Origin of the sequence: Kitasatospora sp. NPDC059599 (assembly GCF_042735125.1) — a bacterium.
Classification (GTDB): domain Bacteria; phylum Actinomycetota; class Actinomycetes; order Streptomycetales; family Streptomycetaceae; genus Kitasatospora.
Window position 1 is genome coordinate 1 of the sequence record NZ_JBHWCL010000187.1, and the last position, 17,574, is coordinate 17,574.

Genomic DNA, 17,574 nt, shown 5'->3' on the forward strand with positions numbered 1-17,574 from the left:
CGAACTCCACCACCCCACCGCCGACACCGTCCTGGACCGCATGCGCCGCTTCGACGCCAAGGGCCGCACCAGCTGACGCTCCGACAGCCCGAAGCCCCGAAGCCACCCGCCCCCCGAACACCCCAGGACTGACAACCCCTCATGTTCCGCACCGCATTGCGCAATGTGCTGGCCCACAAGGGCCGACTGCTCATGACGACGCTGGCCGTCATGCTCGGCACCGCCTTCGTGGCCGGCACACTCGTCTTCACCGACACGCTCGGCAGCGCGCTCAGGTCCCAGAACTCCAAGAGCTACACCGACATCGCCGTCACGGTCAGCGACCGGGAGGCGGTCGGCCGCGGCTACGACCACGGCGGGAAGGCCGGCACCGGCCGGACCCTCACCGAGGACACCCGCCGGGCCGTCGCCGCGCTGCCCGGCGCCGCCGAGGCGCGCGGCGTCGTCAGCGGCTTCGCCGGCATCGCCGACAAGAAGGGCGCGCTGATCGGCAACGGCTTCTCCACCACCGGCACCAACTACGTGCCGGGCGCCGACGGAACCGACCCGCGCTACCCGCTGGTCGAGGGCCGCGGCCCGAAGAACGCCACCGAGATCGCGCTGGACGCCAAGACCGCCGAGAAGGGCGCGTACAAGGTCGGCGACACCGTGCGGGTGGCCGTCAACGGCCCGGTGATGGAGCTCAAGCTCACCGGCACCCTGCGCACCAACGACCCGCGCGTCACGGCCGGCGGCTCGCTGGCCGCCTTCGACACCGCGACCGCCCAGCAGCTCTACCTCACGCCGGGCCGGTTCGGCGAGCTGGACGTCAAGGCCAAGCCGGGCACCGACGACTCCGCGCTGCTCGCCGCCGTCAAGCAGGCCGTCCCGCACGGCGACAACATCGACGCCCGGACCGGCCGCGAACTGGCCGACGAGCAGGACCGGATGATCCAGCAGGGCACCAAGGGCATGAGCACCGCCCTGCTGGTCTTCGCGGGCATCGCGCTCTTCGTCGGCATCTTCATCATCGCCAACACCTTCACCATGCTGGTCGCCCAGCGCACCAAGGAACTCGCGCTGCTGCGGGCCATCGGCGCCAGCCGCAAGCAGATCACCCGCTCCGTGAAGATCGAGGCGGTCCTGATCGGCCTGACCGCCTCGGTGGCCGGCCTGGTGGCCGGCATCGGGATCGCCGCCGGGCTCCGGGCGCTGCTGAACGGCCCGATGGAGGCCAACCTGCCGGACGGCCCGCTGGTCATCGCCCCGGCCACGGTCGTCGCCGCGATCGCGGTCGGCGTCCTGGTGACCCTGGTCGCCGCCTGGCTCCCGGCCCGCCGCGCGTCCCGGATCGCCCCGGTGGCGGCGATGAGTTCCTCCGAGCAGCCCGCCACCCAGAAGAGCCTGGTGGTCCGCAACACCATCGGTCTGGTCTTCGCCCTGGCCGGCGCGGCCGGCCTGGCGGCGGGTGCGGCGAGCAAGGAGGTCAAGCTGGTCGGCGCCGGCGCGGGCGCCCTGCTGATCGGCGTGTTCGTGCTGACCCCGCTGCTGTCCCGCCCGCTGATCGCGCTGTTCGCCCCGCTGCTGCGCGGGCTGTACGGCACCCCGGGCCGGCTGGCCAAGGAGAACGCGATCCGCAACCCGCGCCGTACCGCGGCCACCGCCTCGGCGCTGACCATCGGCGTCACCCTGATCACCGCGCTGACCGTGGTCGGCGCCTCGGTGAACAAGGCCGTGGACAAGGCGACCGCGAGCGACCTCAAGGCCGACTTCACGGTCACCATGCAGAACTACTCGATGCTCTCCCCCGAGGTCGCCACCCAGATCGCCAAGGCGCCCGGCGTCAGCGCGATGAGCGTGGACCGCACCGTCCCCGTGACGATCGGTGCGGCCGGTGCGGCCGGAGCGGCCGGCGCCGACGGCCAGGAGGGTGCGGACGACGCGGACACCGAGTGGCTGACCGGCGTGGACGCCGCCACCATCGACCAGCTGGCGACGCTCAAGATCAAGGAGGGCGCCGCGGACGCCCTCAAGCAGGGCAAGGTGCTGGTGAGCGCCGGGAACTCCGGGACCAGCCGCTACAAGCTCGGCGAGACCCTCGCCTTCACCTACCCGGACGGCACCAAGGGCTCGCTGACCGTCGGCGGCATCCTGGAGTCCAGCAGCGCGCTGCACGGGATCGTCGCCCCCGACGCCGTGGTCGGCCCGCACGCCGCGCCGGGCACCGGCCCGAACAAGGTCCTGGTGAAGGGCACCGACGGCCCGACCGAGAAGCTGAAGCAGGCGCTGCGCGACGCGACCGGCGGCAACCCGCTGATCGCCGTCAAGGGCGAGAAGGACATCAAGGCGGAGAACCGCCAGATCGTCACCGACATCCTCACCATGATGTACGGGCTGCTCGGGATGTCCGTGGTGATCGCGGTGCTCGGTGTGGTCAACACCATGGCGATGTCGGTGTTCGAGCGCCGCCGGGAGATCGGCATGCTGCGGGCGATCGGCCTGGACCGGCTCGGCATCCGCCGGATGGTCCGCCTGGAGTCGCTGCTGATCGCGCTGTTCGGCGGGCTGGTCGGGGTCGTGCTCGGCGTCGTGGTCGCCTGGGCGGGCCTGCGCACCCTGGCGGACACCTTCAAGGGCATCACCACCGAGGTCCCGCCGGTGCAGATCCTCTCCTTCCTGCTCGCGGCCGCCGTGGTCGGCCTGCTGGCCGCCCTCTGGCCGGCCTACAAGGCGGCGAAGCTGGACATCCTGGGCGCCATCAAGAGCGAGTAGCCCGGGGCGTACGCGGAACGGGAGCCCCCGGGACGGTTCGGTCGAACCGTCCCGGGGGCTCCCGCGTGTCACGGCCCGGGGCCCGGCGTGTCACGGCTCGGGGCCCGGCGTGTCGGGCACCCCGGGCTCCGCGCCTCACGGCCCGGCGAACACCACGCCCTGGTCGGAGGGCTGCAGGCTGACCGTCGGCGCCGGCTGCGCGCCCGCCCCCGCGTCGTCGGTGCACGCGGTCGGCAGCCCGGCGGCGGCGAGCACCGTCAGTGCGGCGGCGGCGGTCCCGGCAGGCCTGCGAACGGTCATGGTCCCCCCATGGGTGGGTGATCGGCAGTTCCACCCCGGAGCACGGTGCCCGCGCCCGGGCGGGTGCCGGCCGTGACGCACTCAGGACGCACCCATGACGAAACGACACCGCCCCGCCCGGCGGGTGCCGGGCGGGGCGGTGCGGTGCGGACGGACCGCCAGGTCAGGCGGCCAGGTCAGGCGGCCAGGCCAGGGCGGCCGGGTCAGGCGGCCGGCTTCGCCGTGACGGGCTGGGCGGGCCTGGTCTTGCTGCCCCCGCCGATGACGTTGAAGAACACGGCCAGCGTCGGGACGAGGTAGAGCAGCCAGACGACCAGCTGCAGCACCGTCGGGTCGGGCTGGAAGTTGAACACGCCCTTCAGCAGGGTGCCGTACCAGCTGTCCTTGGGGATGGTGCCGGAGATGTCGAAGGCCGTGCTGTGCAGGCCGGGCAGCCAGCCGGCCTCCTGCAGGTCGTGCACGCCGTAGGCGAGCACGCCGGCCGCGACGACGACCAGCATCGCGCCGGTCCAGGTGAAGAACTTGGCCAGGTTGATCTTCAGCGCGCCACGGTAGAAGAGCCAGCCGAGGACCACCGAGGTGAGCAGGCCGAGCGCGGCGCCGACCAGCGGGTTCCAGCCGTCGTCGGTGGCCTGCACGGCCGACCAGATGAACAGCGCGGTCTCCAGGCCCTCGCGGCCGACGGCCAGGAAGGAGGTGACCACCAGGGCCGTGGTGCCCATCGCGAGCGCGGCGTCCAGCTTGCCGTGCAGCTCGGTCTTGAGGTGCCGGGCGGTGCGCCGCATCCAGAACACCATCCAGGTCACCAGGCCGACCGAGATGATCGACAGCGAGCCGCCGAGCGCCTCCTGGGCCTCGAAGGTGAGCTGCGAGGAGCCGAACTGCAGCACCGCGCCGAAGGCCATCGAGAGGACGACGGCCGCGCCGACGCCGAACCAGACCGGCGGCAGTTTGTCCTTGCGGTCGGTCTTGACCAGGTAGGCGATCAGGATGCAGACGACCAGGCTGGCTTCGAGGCCCTCACGCAGGCCGATCAGGTAGTTGCCGAACACGCTGGCTCCCTGGGGGTGAAGAGGTGGTACGTACGGGGGTGGCGGCGGGTCAGCCGAACAGGGCCTGGCCCCACCACTCCCCCGGCTTGCGCACGCCCGCCGGGCAGGCGAAGTGGGCGGAGCCGACGTGCTGGATGTACTCGTTGAGCTTGTCGCTCGACGCCAGGCGGGTCTGCAGCGGCACGAAGGCCTTGCGGGTGTCGCGCTGGTAGGCGAGGAAGAACAGGCCGGCGTCCAGGCGGCCGAGGCCGTCGGTGCCGTCGGTGAAGGAGAAGCCGCGGCGCAGGATCATCAGGCCGCTGTTGGCGTCCGGGTGGGCGAGAGCGACGTGCGAGTCGGCGGGCATCGCCTTGAGGTCGGGCGCGTCGTGCTCCTTGGCCTTGCCGTACGGGGCACCCTCGCCCTTGGTGCGGCCGAAGACGTCCTCCTGCTCCTTGAGCGAGGTGCGGTCCCAGGTCTCGATGTGCATCCGGATGCGCCGGGCGACGAGGTAGGAGCCGCCGGTCATCCACTCGGGGCCGTCGCCGGGGGCGGCCCAGACGTGGTCGGCGAGCTTCCCGGTGTCGGTGCCCGCGATGTTGTGGGTGCCGTCCTTGAAGCCCATCAGGTTGCGCGGGGTCTGCGCGTCCGGGGTGGTGGAGGAGGTCTTGCCGAAGCCAAGCTGCGACCAGCGGATGCTGACGGTGCCCATGCCGATCCGGGCCAGGTTGCGGATCGCGTGCACGGCGACCTGGGGGTCGTCGGCGCAGGCCTGGATGCAGATGTCGCCGCCGCTGCGGCTCGGGTCGAGCTTGTCGCCCTTGAAGCCCGGCAGGTCGATCAGGGCCTCGGGGCGCTTGGCCTTGAGGCCGAAGCGGTCGGTCGGCTGCCCGTCCGGGCCGGCCTTCTCGAAGAGGCTCGGGCCGAAGCCGATGGTGAGGGTGAGCCGGGAGGCGGGCAGGCCGAGGGCCTCGCCGGTGTCGTCCGGCGGCGCCTCGGGCAGGCCGGTGGCGGCGCCGGTGCCGACCTCGCGGCCGCCGGTCATCGCGGCGGCCGCCTTGGTCCAGTCCTTGAGCAGCTTGACCAGGGAGTCCCGGGTGGCCTTCTCGGAGACGTCGAAGGCGGCGAAGTGCAGACGGTCCTGGACCGGGGTGGCGATGCCGGACTGGTGGTCGCCGTAGAACGGCACCTCGGCGCCGGCCGGGGCGGCGGCCGCCGGGGCGGGGTCGTCCTGGTTGGTGGCCGCGGCGACCGAGCCGACGGCCGCGGCGCCGAGCGCGACGCCCGCGCCGGCCCAGCCGATGACGGCGCGACGGCTGACGGCGCCCTTGGTCGCGGTGGCGTCGGCGGTGGCCGGCGTCCCGTTCTGCTGCTCGTTCTCGGCGTCCATCGGTGGGCTGGCCCTTCTCGGTGCTGAACTGCTCGGGGTGCTCGACTGCTGTGGTGCTGGACTGCTGTGCGCCGGCTCACGGATGCCGCGGCGACCGGTTCGGGCCGCCGCGGCGTCGGTGGGGTGGTGCCGGGTGCGCGTGGTCGGTTACTTGACGACCACGGCGGCGGCCAGCTTCGACAGCGGCTCGCCCAGCGAGTTGACGGCGTCGGAGAAGGTCTTGCGCTCGGCCTCGGTGACCTTGTCGTAGGAGGTGAAGGTGCCGTCGGCCTGCTTGTACTTGGCGAGCAGGGCGTTGATGGCGGCGAACTCGGAGTCCAGCGTCTTGGCCAGCTCCGCGTCCTTCTCGGAGGCGACCGGCTTCAGCAGCTCGTAGGCCTTCTGCGCGCCTTCGACGTTGGCCTGGAAGTCGGCCAGGTCGGTGTGGCTGTAGCGGTCCTCCTCACCGGTGATCTTGTTGGTGGCGACCTCGTCCAGCAGCTCCTTGGCGCCGTTGGCCATGCTGGTCGCGGTGATCTCGGCGGCGGGGATCTTCGCCTGCCAGTCCTTGAGGTCGTTGACCAGCTGGTCGGCGAGCTTCTTCTCGTCGTCGCCGATCCTGGCGTCGGCCCAGAGCGACTTCTCCAGCTTGTGCCAGCCGGTCCACTGCTGGCCGGCCTCGACCTTGTCCTCGCGGGTGTCGGTCTTGGGGTCGACGTCGCCGAAGCTCTCGGCGACCGGCTCGGTGCGCTCCCAGCCGGTGCGCGAGGCCGCGAACAGCGACTTGGCCTTCTCCAGGTCACCGGCCTTGATCGCGTCGGCGAAGGCTTGGACGGCCGGGATGGTGGCGTCGGCCTGCTGCTGGGCGTAGGTGCGGTAGGCGTCGACGGCGGCGGCCAGGCGCGGGTCGGCCGGGGCGGCACTGCCGCTGCCGCCGGACACGGTGATCTTCTGGCGGATGCCGTCGCCGACCATGCCGGGCTTGCAGGCGATCTCGTACGAGCCGGCCTTGATCTCGGCGTTGATGCTGGCCTTGGTGCCGGGGCCGATGTTCTCGCGCTCGGTGATGATCTTGTCGCCGTCGCCGTAGACGTAGACCTCGGTGGTCTTGGAGCCCTTGTTGCTGATGTCCAGCACGACGTGGCCGGCCGGGAAGGTGGTCTTGGACACCTCGCACGCGGTGTCACTGGCGTTCACCGTGACCGCGTCGGAGGAGCCCGCCTTGTCGTCCTTCTTGGACGCGCAGCCGGCCAGGGTAGCGGTCGCCACGGCGAGGGTGAGCAGCGCGGCTGCGGTGGAACGGCGACGGGCGGACATGCGTGCTCCAACGGAAAAGGGCATGGGGGTGCCTCGGCAGTGCGGGGGCCGGCGGGGGGCGGGCCCCCGTCGTTAGCTAAGGCATACCTTACGTAAGGATGTCTCAACGTCCACACCCACCCCCTGAACCGTTACCTTCCCGGTGTGCGGCGGGCGGCGGCCCGGGCCGTCCAGCGGCCCTCGTGGCGGCTGATCCGGATCGGGTGGCCGAAGGTCGCGCTGATCAGCTCGGTGGTCATCACCTCGTCCACCGGTCCGGCCGCCACGCACGCGCCGGCGCGCAGCAGCAGGGCGTGGGTGGTGCTCTCCGGCAGCTCCTCCAGGTGGTGGGTGACCAGCACGCTGGCCAGTTCCGGGTGCTGGTGGCGCAGCAGGTCCAGGCTGTCGAGCAGCAGCTCCCGGGCGGTCAGGTCCAGCCCGGTGGCGGGCTCGTCGAGCAGCAGCAGGCGCGGGGCGGGCATCAGGGCGCGGGCGATCAGGGCCCGGCCGCGCTCGCCCTGGGAGAGGGTGGTCCACGGCGCCTCGGCCATCGCGTCCATGCCGAGCGTCTCGATCAGCCGCTCGGCCCGCTCCAGCACCTCCGGGGCCGGCTTGCGGTGCAGCTCGGGCTCGATGGTGTTGGTGTGCCCGGTGAGTACGACCTCGCGGACGGTCAGCGGCGAGCGCAGCGGGTGGCGCGGGTTGACGTGCCCGAGGTGGGAGCGCAGCTCGCGAATGTCGACCCGGCCGAGCCGGCGGCCGAGCACGTCCACCTCGCCCCGGGTCGGGTGGGAGACCGCGCCGAGCAGCGCGAGCAGGGTGGACTTGCCCGCCCCGTTGGGGCCGAGCAGCGCCCAGTGCTCGCCGGGCCGGATGTCGAGGGTGATGCCGCGCAGCAGGTGGCGGCCGTCGCGCACGACGTCCACGTCCCGGGTGCGCAGCAGTGGGCCGTCGAAATGCTCACTCATGGGGCAATGCTCTCCGATCGCGGCGCCGGGCGGGCCGGCGCCCTCCGTCCGCATGCAGAGTACAACCGTCGGCCCGGGCGGGGCCGGGCCGTCCGAAGGGTGGACTAGCCAGAACCCTGTTGCCCGAGGGGAGTTGGGAGGAGGATCGTGCCTCCGAGGGGACCAGGGGACAAGGGGGAGGCGGGATGACGGTGGATGCCGAGCGGACCGGGACACTGCACGGGCTGGTCGAGGAGCAGGCGCGCCGGGCGCCGGCGGCGGTGGCCGTGCGCTGCGGCGAGCGCGAGCTGACGTACCGGGAACTGGACGGGCGGGCGGACCGGCTGGCCGCCGTGCTGGCGGAGCGCGGGCTGGGCCCGGGCGGCCGGGCGGCCGTCGCGCTGGGCCGGGGCACCGAGGTGTACGTGGCGCTGCTGGCGGTGCTGAAGACGGGCGCGGCGTACGTGCCGCTGGAGCCGACCGCGCCGGACGCGCTGCTGCGGCACCTGCTGGCCGACGCCGCGCCGGACGTCCTGGTGACCGAGGAGGAGCACCGGGTACGGCTGGCGGACGCGGGCGGGGTGCAGCTGGTCTGCGTCGACACGGCGGCGGACGCGAAGGCGCCGTTCGCACCGCCCGGGGTCGGCCCGGACGACCTCGCCTGCGTCTTCTACACCTCCGGATCGACCGGCCTGCCCGTCGGCGCGCTGGTCGAGCACCGCAATCTGCTGGCCGCGTACGAGGGCTGGCGCGAGGTGTACGGGCTGACCGCCGGGGACCGCGTCCTGCAGACGGCGAGCCTGGAGTTCGACGTCTTCACCGCCGACTGGGTCCGGGCGCTGTGCACCGGCGCCACCCTGGTGGTCACCCCGTTCAACCTCACCCTGGACCGCACCGCCGACCTCGGCGCGCTGCCCGCCCTGGTGACCGCCGAGCGGATCACCGTCCTGGAGCTGAACGTCCGCACCGCGCGCCGGCTCACCGCCCTGCTGGCCTCGACCGGCACGGGCCTGCCCGGGGTGCGGCTGCTCACCGTCGGCGCCGAGAAGTGGTACCTGGACGAGCAGTTGGGCCTGCAGCGGCTGCTCGGCGAGGGGACCAGGGTGCTGAACGTCTACGGCCTGGCCGAGGCCACCGTGGACAGCACCTACTTCGACGCGCAGGGCACCGCCGCCGCCGACGGCGCCGAGCGGGTCTCGCTGGTCGGCCGGCCCTTCCCCGGGACCCGGGTGTACGTCCTGGGCCCGAACGGCACCCCCGCCAAGCACGGCATGACGGGCGAGATCGCGATCGGCGGCGCCGGCCTGACCCGCGGCTACCTCGGCCGGCCCGAGGACACCGCCCGCCGCTTCGTCCGCGCGGACTTCGACCCGGACGGCCGGGTGCTGCTGACCGGCGACCTCGGGGTGCTGCGGGCGGACGGCGTCCTGGAGTTCACCGCCCGGGCCGCGACGGTGGTCGGCCCGCTCGGCGCGCAGTCGCCGATCGGTGTGCTGGCGCGGGTTCGGGCCGCGGTCCACGCGGAGGGTGCGCTGCGCGGGCATCCGGCGGTGCGGGAGGCGGCCGTCGTCGAGGTGGAGCCGGTGCCGGGGAAGCGGCAGCTGGTGGGCTACGCGGTGACCGAGCCGGGCGCGGACGGGGCGGACGGCTGGTCGCTCTCCCAGTACCTGGGGACGGAGCTCAGGGGCCGCACGGCGCCCGTCGCCGTCGTCCCGGTGGCCGAGCTGCCGCGCACCCGGGCGGGCAAGCTGGACCGCACGGCCCTGCCGCTGCCCGCTCCGCCGGAGCACACCGCGCCGCGCTCCGCCAAGGCGGGGAGCCGGAGCGGCAAGGGCGGTGGCAAGGCCGGGGGCGCGGGCTCCGGGGACTCGCGCTTCGTGAACGGCTGCGCGGCGGTCTTCTGCACCGTGCTGTTCGCCGCGGGCGCCTGGGCGGCGACCTACGCGCTCTTCCCCGGTGCGACCGACGTCAGCGGCGTCCCCGCCCCGTACGACTCCCTGTTCCGGCTGCTCTACCTGTGCGAGAACCTCGCGTTCGGCGCCGGGGTCGTGTACCTCGCCAGTGGATTCGAGGCCGTCCAGCGGCTGGGCCGGCCGCGCCGGCTGTCGGTGCTGACCCATCTGTCGATCACCTGGCTGCTGGTCAACTGGTGCCCGCAGGACAACCTCTACCGGCTCACCCGGGCCACCGACTGGCCGCGCGAGGCGGCGCTGGTGTTCGCGTTCAACATCCCGCTGATGCTGGCGGCGCTGGTGCTGGTCCGCTTCGTGGTCTGGCGGCCGCCGGTCGGGAAGGGGTGACGGCGGCTCACCTGAGCGCCTCGAACATCCCGGCCAGCCCGTGGTTCGCGGCCGCGACCAGGGCCTCGGCGGCGTCCAGCGCCTCGGTGTCCGGCCCGGCGAGGGCGAGGCCGACGAAGGGTTCGGGCTCGTGGCAGGCCGTCGGGATCAGCGGGAGCAGGGTGACGCCGAGCCGGGCGCAGCGCGGCCGCAGCCGTTCCAGGTGGTCGTGCAGCGCGGCGGGGGCGAGCCTGGCGCCGAGCGGCATCCCGTCCAGGGTGCGGACCAGGTGGCCCGGGCCGCGCACCTCGTCGAGGCGGGCGGCCAGGGCGAAGGCGACGGCGGGGCCGGTGAGCCGCAGGTTGATCTCGGTGGGGGCGAGCCGGCGTTCCCGGTCGGTGACGAAGTCGACGTCGTACCAGCCGCGGTAGCCCTCGGCGGCGAGCCGCTCCCCCACCGCCAGGGTGAACCGGCGGGCGGTCGCGGCGGCGCCCTGCGGCACCGCGCCGGGGCCGACGGTGACGCCCTGGTAGCGGGTGCCGGCCACGTCCATGGCGCCCGCGCCGACCGGGTGGACGGTGCCGTCGGGGCCGATCACGGCGTCGTGGGTGAGGTCGCGCAGCCGGGCGGCCGGGCCCGGGTCGACGTGCTCCTCCAGCAGCAACGGGCCGTCGGGCGGCAGCACTTCGGTGCGGACCAGGCGCCGCAGCAGGGCCGCGCCGCCGCCTGCGGAGAGCAGTTCGGCGGGCTCGACCACGACGGTGCCGTAGCCGCCGACGCCGTAGGGGCTCTTCAGTACGGTGGTCAGGCCGCGGGCGGCGAGCGCGGTGAGCCGGCGGGCGGCCCGGCGCCGCCCCTCCGGGCGTTCCTGGTGCGGGAGGCGGATGCCCGGGTGGTCGGGGGCCAGGGCGGCGAACAGGTCGTGCGCGGCGGCCTTGGACTCGTAACGGCGAATGGCGGCCAGTTCGGGCCCTTCGCCCTGCGCGGCCGTCCGCCCCCACCGCACCACCGGTGCGCCGGAGTCGGCGATCCGCGCGGTCAGGGCGGGGCGGGCGGCCAGGGCCTCGGCCACCGTGCGGTCCGCCGCCACGCCGCCGTGCACCTCGACCGGGCCCCAGGCCAACTCCCGGGCCAGCCAGTCGGTCCACTCGGGGGCGACCTCGGCGGGCAGCACCAGCAGCGCCGGTTCGGGGCTGTAGCCGACGGCCAGACAGGCGTAGTGGTGCGCCTGCCGCAGCCGCCGCAGGCGCTGTGCGGCGTCCATGCCGGGGGCGAAGAACTGCGCGTTGAAGTCCGCGACGTCCCCCACGTGGACCGCCGCCCGCCCGCCGGTCCAGGCCCCCACCCATCCGTCCATGGGGCGGAAGCCTAGGCGTTGCGCCGTCCCGGCGCGCGGGTTTCCGGGAGCGGGGCGGCGGGCCGCGCCGGAGGTAGTCGATCGTCACGACGGGGCTGTGGACCGCTTGTTAACTTCTGATCATTTTTGACTGCCCAAGGACACAACTTGGCAAAGTTATGACCTTTCCTCTAGCTCGACCTGACTGATCGCCGTCAATCTCTGACCAGCTCCTATCCCTGCAGCTAACCCCCACTGGAGTCAGAGTGACCCCCACGTCCTCCTTCCGCCGTGCCCGCGTGGCCGGAGCCATCGCGATCGTCGCCGCCCTCGCCGGCGCGACCGTCCCCGCCGCCACGGCCTCCGCCGCGTCCGACCCGCGCGGCGCCGCGATATCCCAGGCCCGCGCCAACGTCGCCCACAACGCGGCGGTCTTCGGCTTCGGCGCCGGCCAGGACCTCGTGCTCAAGGACGTCGTGCTCGACGCCGACGGCACCTCGCACGTCCGCTTCGACCGCACCTACCAGGGCCTGCCCGTGGTCGGCGGCGACCTGGTCGTCCACCAGGACGCCAAGGGCAAGTTGAAGGACACCTCGCGCGCGGCCGCCCACGACGCCGCCGTGAAGTCGACCACCCCCAAGGTCGCCGCGCAGCACGGCGCCGCCGACGCGCTCTCCGCCGCCCCGGACGTCCGGGACGCCGTCAGCACCCCCGAGCTGGTCGTCTGGGCCGCCGACGGCACCCCGCGCCTCGCCTGGCGCACCACCGTCGAGGGCACCGGCGAGCACGGCCAGCCGGCCGGCAAGGTCGTCGTCACCGACGCCACCACCGGCGAGCAGATCGAGGCCTACGACGCCGAGCACCAGGCCTCCGGCACCGGCAACTCGGAGTACACCGGCACGGTCACCGTCGACACCACCCCGGTCAGCGGCGGCTACACCCTGACCGACCCGGTCCGCGGCCACGTCACCAAGGACGCCCACAACCTGTCGTCGAGCTCGGTCAAGGCCTCCTCGGGCACCGCCTTCACCAGCACCACCAACGTCTGGGGCGACGGCAAGAAGTTCTCCACCGACCGCTCCACCGCCGCCGTCGACGCCCACGCCAACACCGCCTGGACGTACGACTACTACAAGAACACCTTCGGCCGGAACGGCATCAAGAACGACGGCAAGGGCGCCACCGTCTTCGTCCACGTCGGCACCAACTGGGACAACGCCCAGTGGTCCGACGCCTGCTTCTGCATGATGACCGGCGACGGCGACGGCAGCCACGACCCCGAGCAGGTCGACCTCGACACCATGGGCCACGAGATGACCCACGGCGTCACCAGCGCCACCGCCAACCTGCGCTACAGCGGCGAGTCCGGCGGCCTCAACGAGTCCACCAGCGACATCTTCGGCACCATGGTCGAGTGGTACGCCAACAACAAGGTCGACACCCCCGACTACCTGTTCAGCGACCAGTCCACCCCGCCGTGGCTGCGCCGCTTCGACAAGCCCTCGCTGGACGGCGCCTCGGCCGACTGCTGGAGCAGCTCGGTCGGCAAGCTGAACGTGCACAACTCCTCCGGCGTCGGCAACCACTGGTTCTACCTCGCCAGTGAGGGCAGCGGCAGCAAGACCATCAACGGCTTCACCTACAACAGCCCCACGTGCAACAGCTCCACGGTGACCGGCATCGGCAACCAGAAGGTCGCCAAGATCTGGTACCGCGCGCTGACCGTGTACATGACCTCCACCACCAACTACAAGGGCGCCCGCGCCGCCTCGCTGAGCGCCGCCAAGGACCTCTACGGCGCGACCAGCACCGAGTACAAGGCCGTCGCGGCGGCCTGGAGCGGCGTCAACGTCAACTGACGCCCGGGGCGATGGGGTTCGGCGCTCTAGTGGTCGAACCCCACGTGGCAGTGGTCGTGGTGGGTGTCGTCGGTGAAGAACAGGTTGCCGACGCCCGGGACCACCACCGGACCGCCCACGTTGTAGGAACCGGCGGCGGCCGCGTCCCGCATGAAGGACGCGATCAGCTGCCGGGGCGTGGCCGCGTCCACCACGGCCATGCCGTCGATCCGCCAGACGTCGAAGGCCCGGCCCAGCGGATGGTCGCTGGGCCGGGTCGTCCCGAAGACGTCCAGCGGGTGGCCGGTCCGCACCACGCTCACCGAGAGCGTGTACGGGCCGGCCAGCCGCAGCATCGCCTCCGGCACACTGTCGTGGACGGTGCCGCTGCGCAGGTCGGCCGCGGCCTCGGGCGGCAGCTCGATCCGCGGCTCGGCCAGCACCCGGGCCACCGCCGCCGGCGGTGAGGCGGCCGCCGGGCCGGCGACGCCCGGGTGCAGCTCGGTGACGGTCCAGCGCGGCTCGGCCCGGCTCAGCCGGACGTCCACGGTCGTGCCGCCCTCGGCCACCGAGCCGTCCGGGCTCCGGGTCCACTGCCGGCACACCACCAGCACGCTCGCCGAGTCGGCGAGGATCCCGCCGTACTGGGCGACGATCACCTCCAGGCTCGCCTCCGGCGCCGCCGGGGCCAGCGGGCCCGCCTGGTCGGCCAGCGCGGGCGGCAGGCCGAGCGCCGCCACCCGGGCCCGGGCCGCCTCCACGCCCTGCCCGCCGGGCGGCCAGGCGCCGAGCGCGGCCACCAGTTCGACGGCGCGGCGCTTCACGTCGGGCTGGATCTCGGACGGGCCGGGCTGCCAGAGCGGCGGCTGAGGCAACGGGGTGGGCGTCGCGGTCGGCATCGGGCTCGTCGGCGTCGGGCTCGTCGGCATCGGCGTGCCGCTCGGTGCGCCGGGCGTCGTCGCGCCCGGACTCGGCCCCGCGGCCCGCGGCCCGCCCCCGCTCGTGCAGCCCGCCGCACCCAGCACCAGGGCCGCCGCGCCCGCCCTCAGCACCGTGCGCCGGTCCGCGCCCGGGCCGCCCCCGGCGAGCGTCCGGAGGTCAGCCGTACGGCCGGTCGGACGGTCGGACGCCGGGCCGGACCCCGGGCCGGACATGCGGTCTGCCGTGCGGTCGGTCATGCCGTCAGTATGCGACCCGGGGCACCGCGGGCGGCGGAGGCGGCGGCAGCGGCGGAGGTGGAAGCAGCGGCGAAGGCAGAGGCCGGCCGCTGCGACCGAGGGGCAGGCGACGGGGCGTCAGTCCAGGCGGCGGATCGGTTCGCCCGCCAGGAAGGCCACGATGTCCTCCACCGCCTCGCCGTAGTAGCGCCGGTAGTTGTCCCGCGAGACGTAGCCGAGGTGCGGGGTGGCCAGCAGCCGGGGCGCGGTGCGCATCGGGTGGTCGGCGGGCAGCGGCTCGATGTCGAAGACGTCCACGGCGGCGCCCGCGATCGCTCCGCCGGTGAGCGCGGCGAGCAGCGCGTCCTGGTCGACGATCGCCGCCCGGGAGGTGTTGACCAGGTAGGCCCCGGGCCTCATCAGGGCGAGTTCGGCCGCGCCGACGAGTCCCCGGGTGCCCTCGTTCGAGGCGAGGTGGATCGACACGAAGTCGCTGCCGCCGAGCAGTTCCTCCTTGGTGGCGGCGCGGCGCACGCCCGCCGCGGCGGCCCGCTCGTCGGTCAGGTTCCGGCTCCAGGCGACCACGTCCATGCCGAAGGCGCGCCCGACCTCGGCGACCCGGCTGCCGATCTTCCCGAGGCCGAGCAGTCCGAGCACCCGGCCGTGCAGGTCGGCGCCGACCGTGCTCTGCCAGGGCCCGCCCTCGCGCAGCGCGGTGTTCTCCCGGACGAGGCCGCGGGCGAGTCCGAGCAGCAGCGCCCAGGTCAGCTCGACCGGCGGGGTGGAGGAGCTGGCCGTTCCGCAGACGGTCACGCCGTGGGCCCGGGCGGCCGCGTAGTCGATCACCGAGTTGCGCATGCCGGAGGCGATCAGCAGTCTGAGCTTCGGCAGCCGGGCGAACAGCGAGGCCGGGAAGGGCACGCGTTCGCGCAGGGTCACGACGATGTCGAAGTCGGCCAGGTCGGCGGCCAGTTCGTCCTCCGAGCCGGCGTGCTCGCGGAAGGCGGTCAGCGAGACCCGGCCGGCCAGCGGCGACCAGTCCACGATGCCGGAGGCGACGTCCTGGAAGTCGTCGAGGAGGGCGCAACGGAGAACCCGAGGTGTCATGCCCGCACTCTCCCAGACGCGGTCCGGTGCCCGGCGCGCCAGGCCCCCCTCGGAGCCGCGGTCTGCGAGATTGGCCGGTGGGGGGGACCACCGGCACGGACCCCAGGGAGACCCACCATGGCCAGGCTCACGCTCACCACCTTCCTCACCCTCGACGGCGTCATGCAGGCCCCCGGCGGCCCGGAGGAGGACCGGGCCGGCGGCTTCCCGTACGGCGGCTGGCTGGCGCCGTTCTTCGACCCGGACACGGACCGGTTCATCGGTGAGGTGTTCGAGCGTGCGCAGGCCTTCCTGCTGGGGCGGCGGACGTACGAGATCTTCGCCGGGTTCTGGCCCGGGATCACCGACCCGGCCGACGCGGTGGCCGCCAGGCTGAACGGCCTGCCCAAGTACGTCGCCACCCACACCCTCACCGACCCGCGGTGGCAGCACACCACGCTGCTCGGCGGGGACGTCCCGGCCGAGGTCGCCCGGCTGAAGGAGCGCCTCGACGGCGACGGCGAGTTGCAGATCCACGGCAGCGGCGCCCTGGCGCGCACCCTGATGGGCCACGACCTGATCGACGAGTACCACCTGCTGGTCGCACCGGTGGCGCTCGGCGCAGGCATCCGGCTGTTCCCCGAGGGCGGCCCACCGACCGCCTTCGAGCTGACCGCCTCCCACGTCACCGCCTCGGGCACCGCGCTGCTGAGCTACCGCCCCACCGGGCGGCCGGCCTTCGGGGACTTCACCCGGGCGTAGCCGGCCTCCCGGACTCCCGGACTCCCGGACTCCCGGGCTCCCGGGCTCCCGGACTCCCGGACTCCCGGACTCCCGGGCTCGCGGCTGGCCGGCCGGCCTCACGCACCCGTGGGTGGACCGGCCTCCGGGGGCCGCAGGCCGTAGCCGACCCCGGTCCGCACGATCCAGGACGGCTCGCCGGGCTTCGCCCTCAGGACGGTCATCGGGTGCCGCAGCTCGTGGGGGTGGAACGGGGCGCCGTAGTCACGCCACACGATCACGTACGGCTCGTGCGGGCCCTCCCCGGGTCGATCAGGCCGCGCAGCAGCGTGGCGTCGGCGCGGGTGAGGCGCGCTTCGCGGCCGTCGACGGTGGCGATCCGGGTGTCCGGGTCGCGGACGAGCCGACCCTCGAAGGCGGTCACCGGGCCCTGCGGCCCCGGCCCCGGGACCGGGACCGGCCCGTCTCCGAGCCGTTCCGCCGGGCTCCGGTCGTCCGCCGGTCGACCGTCTGCCGCGTTCTCCGTCTCCGGACCGGGCAGCCTAACCGGCGGCGCCGGACGGCGACCGGGCCGCGTTCCAACCGACCAGCTCCGCCGGGCGGTTGGTGATGATGCCGTCCACGCCCTCCTCCGCGAGGGCCTTCCAGCGGGCCGGCCGGTCGACCGTCCAGACGTTGACCGCGACCCCGGCGGCGTGCAGGTCCCGGACCACGCCGGGGCGCGCGGAGAGCGCGTCGTCCGAGAGGTTGTAGGCGGCCAGGCCGAGCTCGCGGGCGGTGCCGACCGGGTCGGTGTCCAGGGTGGCGCGGAGCAGGCCCAGCGGCAGTTCGGGGGCCAGTTCGCGGGTGTGGCGGAGGGCGTCCACCTCGAAGCTCTGGACGAGGACCCGATCGGTCATGCCGTGGTCGCGCACCTCGCGCACGATCCGGGCGACCTCGTCCCGGGTGTGCGGCCCCTTGATCTCCAGCAGCAGCTTGCCGCCCCTGGTGCGCAGGTCCTCCAACTGGGCGGCGAGGGTCGGCAGCCGGGTGCCCGCGTAGGCCGGGGCGAACCAGGAGCCGGCGTCCAGCGCGTCCAGCTGGGCGGCGGTGAGGTCGCGGATCCGGCCGGTGCCGTCGGTGGTGCGGTCGACGGTGTCGTCGTGCAGCACGTACGGGACGCCGTCCTTGCTGGGCTGGACATCGTCCTCGATCCACTCGGCGCCCGCCCGGCGGGCCACCTCGTCGGAGACCAGGGTGTTCTCGGGCGCCGCCGAGGAGGCCCCGCGGTGCGCGTACACGGTCGGCGGCGCACCGGCCGCGCTGGGCCGGACGTGGGGCCCGGGGGCGGATGTGACCGCGCGCCGGCCCCCCGGGGCCCCCGGGGCGCGGGGCCCCCCCCGGGCGGGGGCCCCCAGCCCCCCCCGGAGGCCCCTCCGGCGGCCGGGCGGGGGGCGGGCGAAA

Annotated in this window: 15 protein-coding genes; 4 read left to right on the plus strand and 11 right to left on the minus strand. The window is 74.0% G+C overall.

Annotation, left to right across the window (positions count from 1 at the left end):
- The first annotated feature begins 141 nt into the window (after nucleotides 1–141).
- Entirely contained in the window at nucleotides 142–2,751 is a 2,610-nt protein-coding gene (locus tag ACFV04_RS39035; RefSeq protein WP_380535750.1) for an ABC transporter permease, read from the plus strand.
- A 135-nt stretch (nucleotides 2,752–2,886) separates the two neighbouring features.
- Here the strand turns inward: ACFV04_RS39035 and ACFV04_RS39040 are convergent, their stop codons facing one another.
- The 5 genes from ACFV04_RS39040 to ACFV04_RS39060 all read right to left on the minus strand — a co-directional run bounded on the left by ACFV04_RS39040 (nucleotide 2,887) and on the right by ACFV04_RS39060 (nucleotide 7,715).
- The gene (locus tag ACFV04_RS39040) at nucleotides 2,887–3,051 is read right to left on the minus strand and encodes a hypothetical protein (RefSeq protein ID WP_380344268.1); all 165 of its coding nucleotides are present in this window, start codon (nucleotides 3,049–3,051) and stop codon (nucleotides 2,887–2,889) included.
- Nucleotides 3,052–3,254: 203 nt separating this feature from the next.
- On the minus strand, nucleotides 3,255–4,103 hold the full coding sequence (gene efeU / locus ACFV04_RS39045) for an iron uptake transporter permease EfeU (RefSeq protein ID WP_380535752.1): 849 nt from the start codon (nucleotides 4,101–4,103) through the stop codon (nucleotides 3,255–3,257).
- Nucleotides 4,104–4,152: 49 nt separating this feature from the next.
- Nucleotides 4,153–5,472 (minus strand): iron uptake transporter deferrochelatase/peroxidase subunit, encoded by a 1,320-nt coding sequence (gene efeB / locus ACFV04_RS39050; RefSeq protein WP_380344271.1) that lies wholly within the window; start codon nucleotides 5,470–5,472, stop codon nucleotides 4,153–4,155.
- Nucleotides 5,473–5,619: 147 nt separating this feature from the next.
- On the minus strand, nucleotides 5,620–6,768 hold the full coding sequence (gene efeO / locus ACFV04_RS39055) for an iron uptake system protein EfeO (RefSeq protein ID WP_380344274.1): 1,149 nt from the start codon (nucleotides 6,766–6,768) through the stop codon (nucleotides 5,620–5,622).
- Between the two features lie 131 nt (nucleotides 6,769–6,899).
- Complete coding sequence (locus ACFV04_RS39060) at nucleotides 6,900–7,715, minus strand: ABC transporter ATP-binding protein (protein WP_380535755.1); 816 nt, start codon at nucleotides 7,713–7,715, stop codon at nucleotides 6,900–6,902.
- A 185-nt stretch (nucleotides 7,716–7,900) separates the two neighbouring features.
- On the opposite strand from ACFV04_RS39060, the gene ACFV04_RS39065 reads away from it, so the two are divergent.
- Nucleotides 7,901–9,994, plus strand: a complete 2,094-nt coding sequence (locus ACFV04_RS39065; RefSeq protein ID WP_380535756.1) for an amino acid adenylation domain-containing protein — start codon at nucleotides 7,901–7,903, stop codon at nucleotides 9,992–9,994.
- Between the two features lie 7 nt (nucleotides 9,995–10,001).
- Here ACFV04_RS39065 and ACFV04_RS39070 read toward each other — a convergent pair whose 3' ends face one another.
- Nucleotides 10,002–11,330, minus strand: coding sequence for a hypothetical protein (locus ACFV04_RS39070; RefSeq protein ID WP_380535758.1), 1,329 nt, complete (start codon nucleotides 11,328–11,330; stop codon nucleotides 10,002–10,004).
- A 245-nt stretch (nucleotides 11,331–11,575) separates the two neighbouring features.
- Between ACFV04_RS39070 and ACFV04_RS39075 the strand changes: the two genes are divergently transcribed.
- Nucleotides 11,576–13,168: a M4 family metallopeptidase gene (locus tag ACFV04_RS39075; RefSeq protein WP_380344284.1), complete on the plus strand. Its 1,593-nt coding sequence runs from the start codon at nucleotides 11,576–11,578 to the stop codon at nucleotides 13,166–13,168.
- Nucleotides 13,169–13,194: 26 nt separating this feature from the next.
- Here the strand turns inward: ACFV04_RS39075 and ACFV04_RS39080 are convergent, their stop codons facing one another.
- Both ACFV04_RS39080 and ACFV04_RS39085 read right to left on the minus strand, forming a co-directional pair.
- Nucleotides 13,195–14,325: a hypothetical protein gene (locus ACFV04_RS39080; RefSeq protein ID WP_380535760.1), complete on the minus strand. Its 1,131-nt coding sequence runs from the start codon at nucleotides 14,323–14,325 to the stop codon at nucleotides 13,195–13,197.
- A gap of 117 nt (nucleotides 14,326–14,442) precedes the next feature.
- Nucleotides 14,443–15,411 carry a D-2-hydroxyacid dehydrogenase family protein gene (locus ACFV04_RS39085; protein ID WP_380535762.1) on the minus strand — a complete coding sequence of 323 codons (969 nt, stop codon included), beginning with the start codon at nucleotides 15,409–15,411 and terminating at the stop codon, nucleotides 14,443–14,445.
- A gap of 117 nt (nucleotides 15,412–15,528) precedes the next feature.
- Here ACFV04_RS39085 and ACFV04_RS39090 point away from each other — a divergent pair, with 117 nt between their 5' ends.
- Nucleotides 15,529–16,152 (plus strand): dihydrofolate reductase family protein, encoded by a 624-nt coding sequence (locus tag ACFV04_RS39090; protein WP_380535764.1) that lies wholly within the window; start codon nucleotides 15,529–15,531, stop codon nucleotides 16,150–16,152.
- Between the two features lie 98 nt (nucleotides 16,153–16,250).
- Here the strand turns inward: ACFV04_RS39090 and ACFV04_RS39095 are convergent, their stop codons facing one another.
- The 3 genes from ACFV04_RS39095 to ACFV04_RS39105 form a co-directional block, all read right to left on the minus strand.
- The gene (locus tag ACFV04_RS39095; protein WP_380535766.1) at nucleotides 16,251–16,412 is read right to left on the minus strand and encodes a hypothetical protein; all 162 of its coding nucleotides are present in this window, start codon (nucleotides 16,410–16,412) and stop codon (nucleotides 16,251–16,253) included.
- Nucleotides 16,409–16,555, minus strand: a complete 147-nt coding sequence (locus ACFV04_RS39100) for a hypothetical protein (protein WP_380344291.1) — start codon at nucleotides 16,553–16,555, stop codon at nucleotides 16,409–16,411. Before ACFV04_RS39100 ends, ACFV04_RS39095 begins: the two co-directional genes overlap by 4 nt.
- 118 nt (nucleotides 16,556–16,673) lie before the next feature.
- Nucleotides 16,674–17,411 carry a glycerophosphodiester phosphodiesterase gene (locus ACFV04_RS39105; RefSeq protein ID WP_380535768.1) on the minus strand — a complete coding sequence of 246 codons (738 nt, stop codon included), beginning with the start codon at nucleotides 17,409–17,411 and terminating at the stop codon, nucleotides 16,674–16,676.
- Nucleotides 17,412–17,574: the final 163 nt, after the last annotated feature.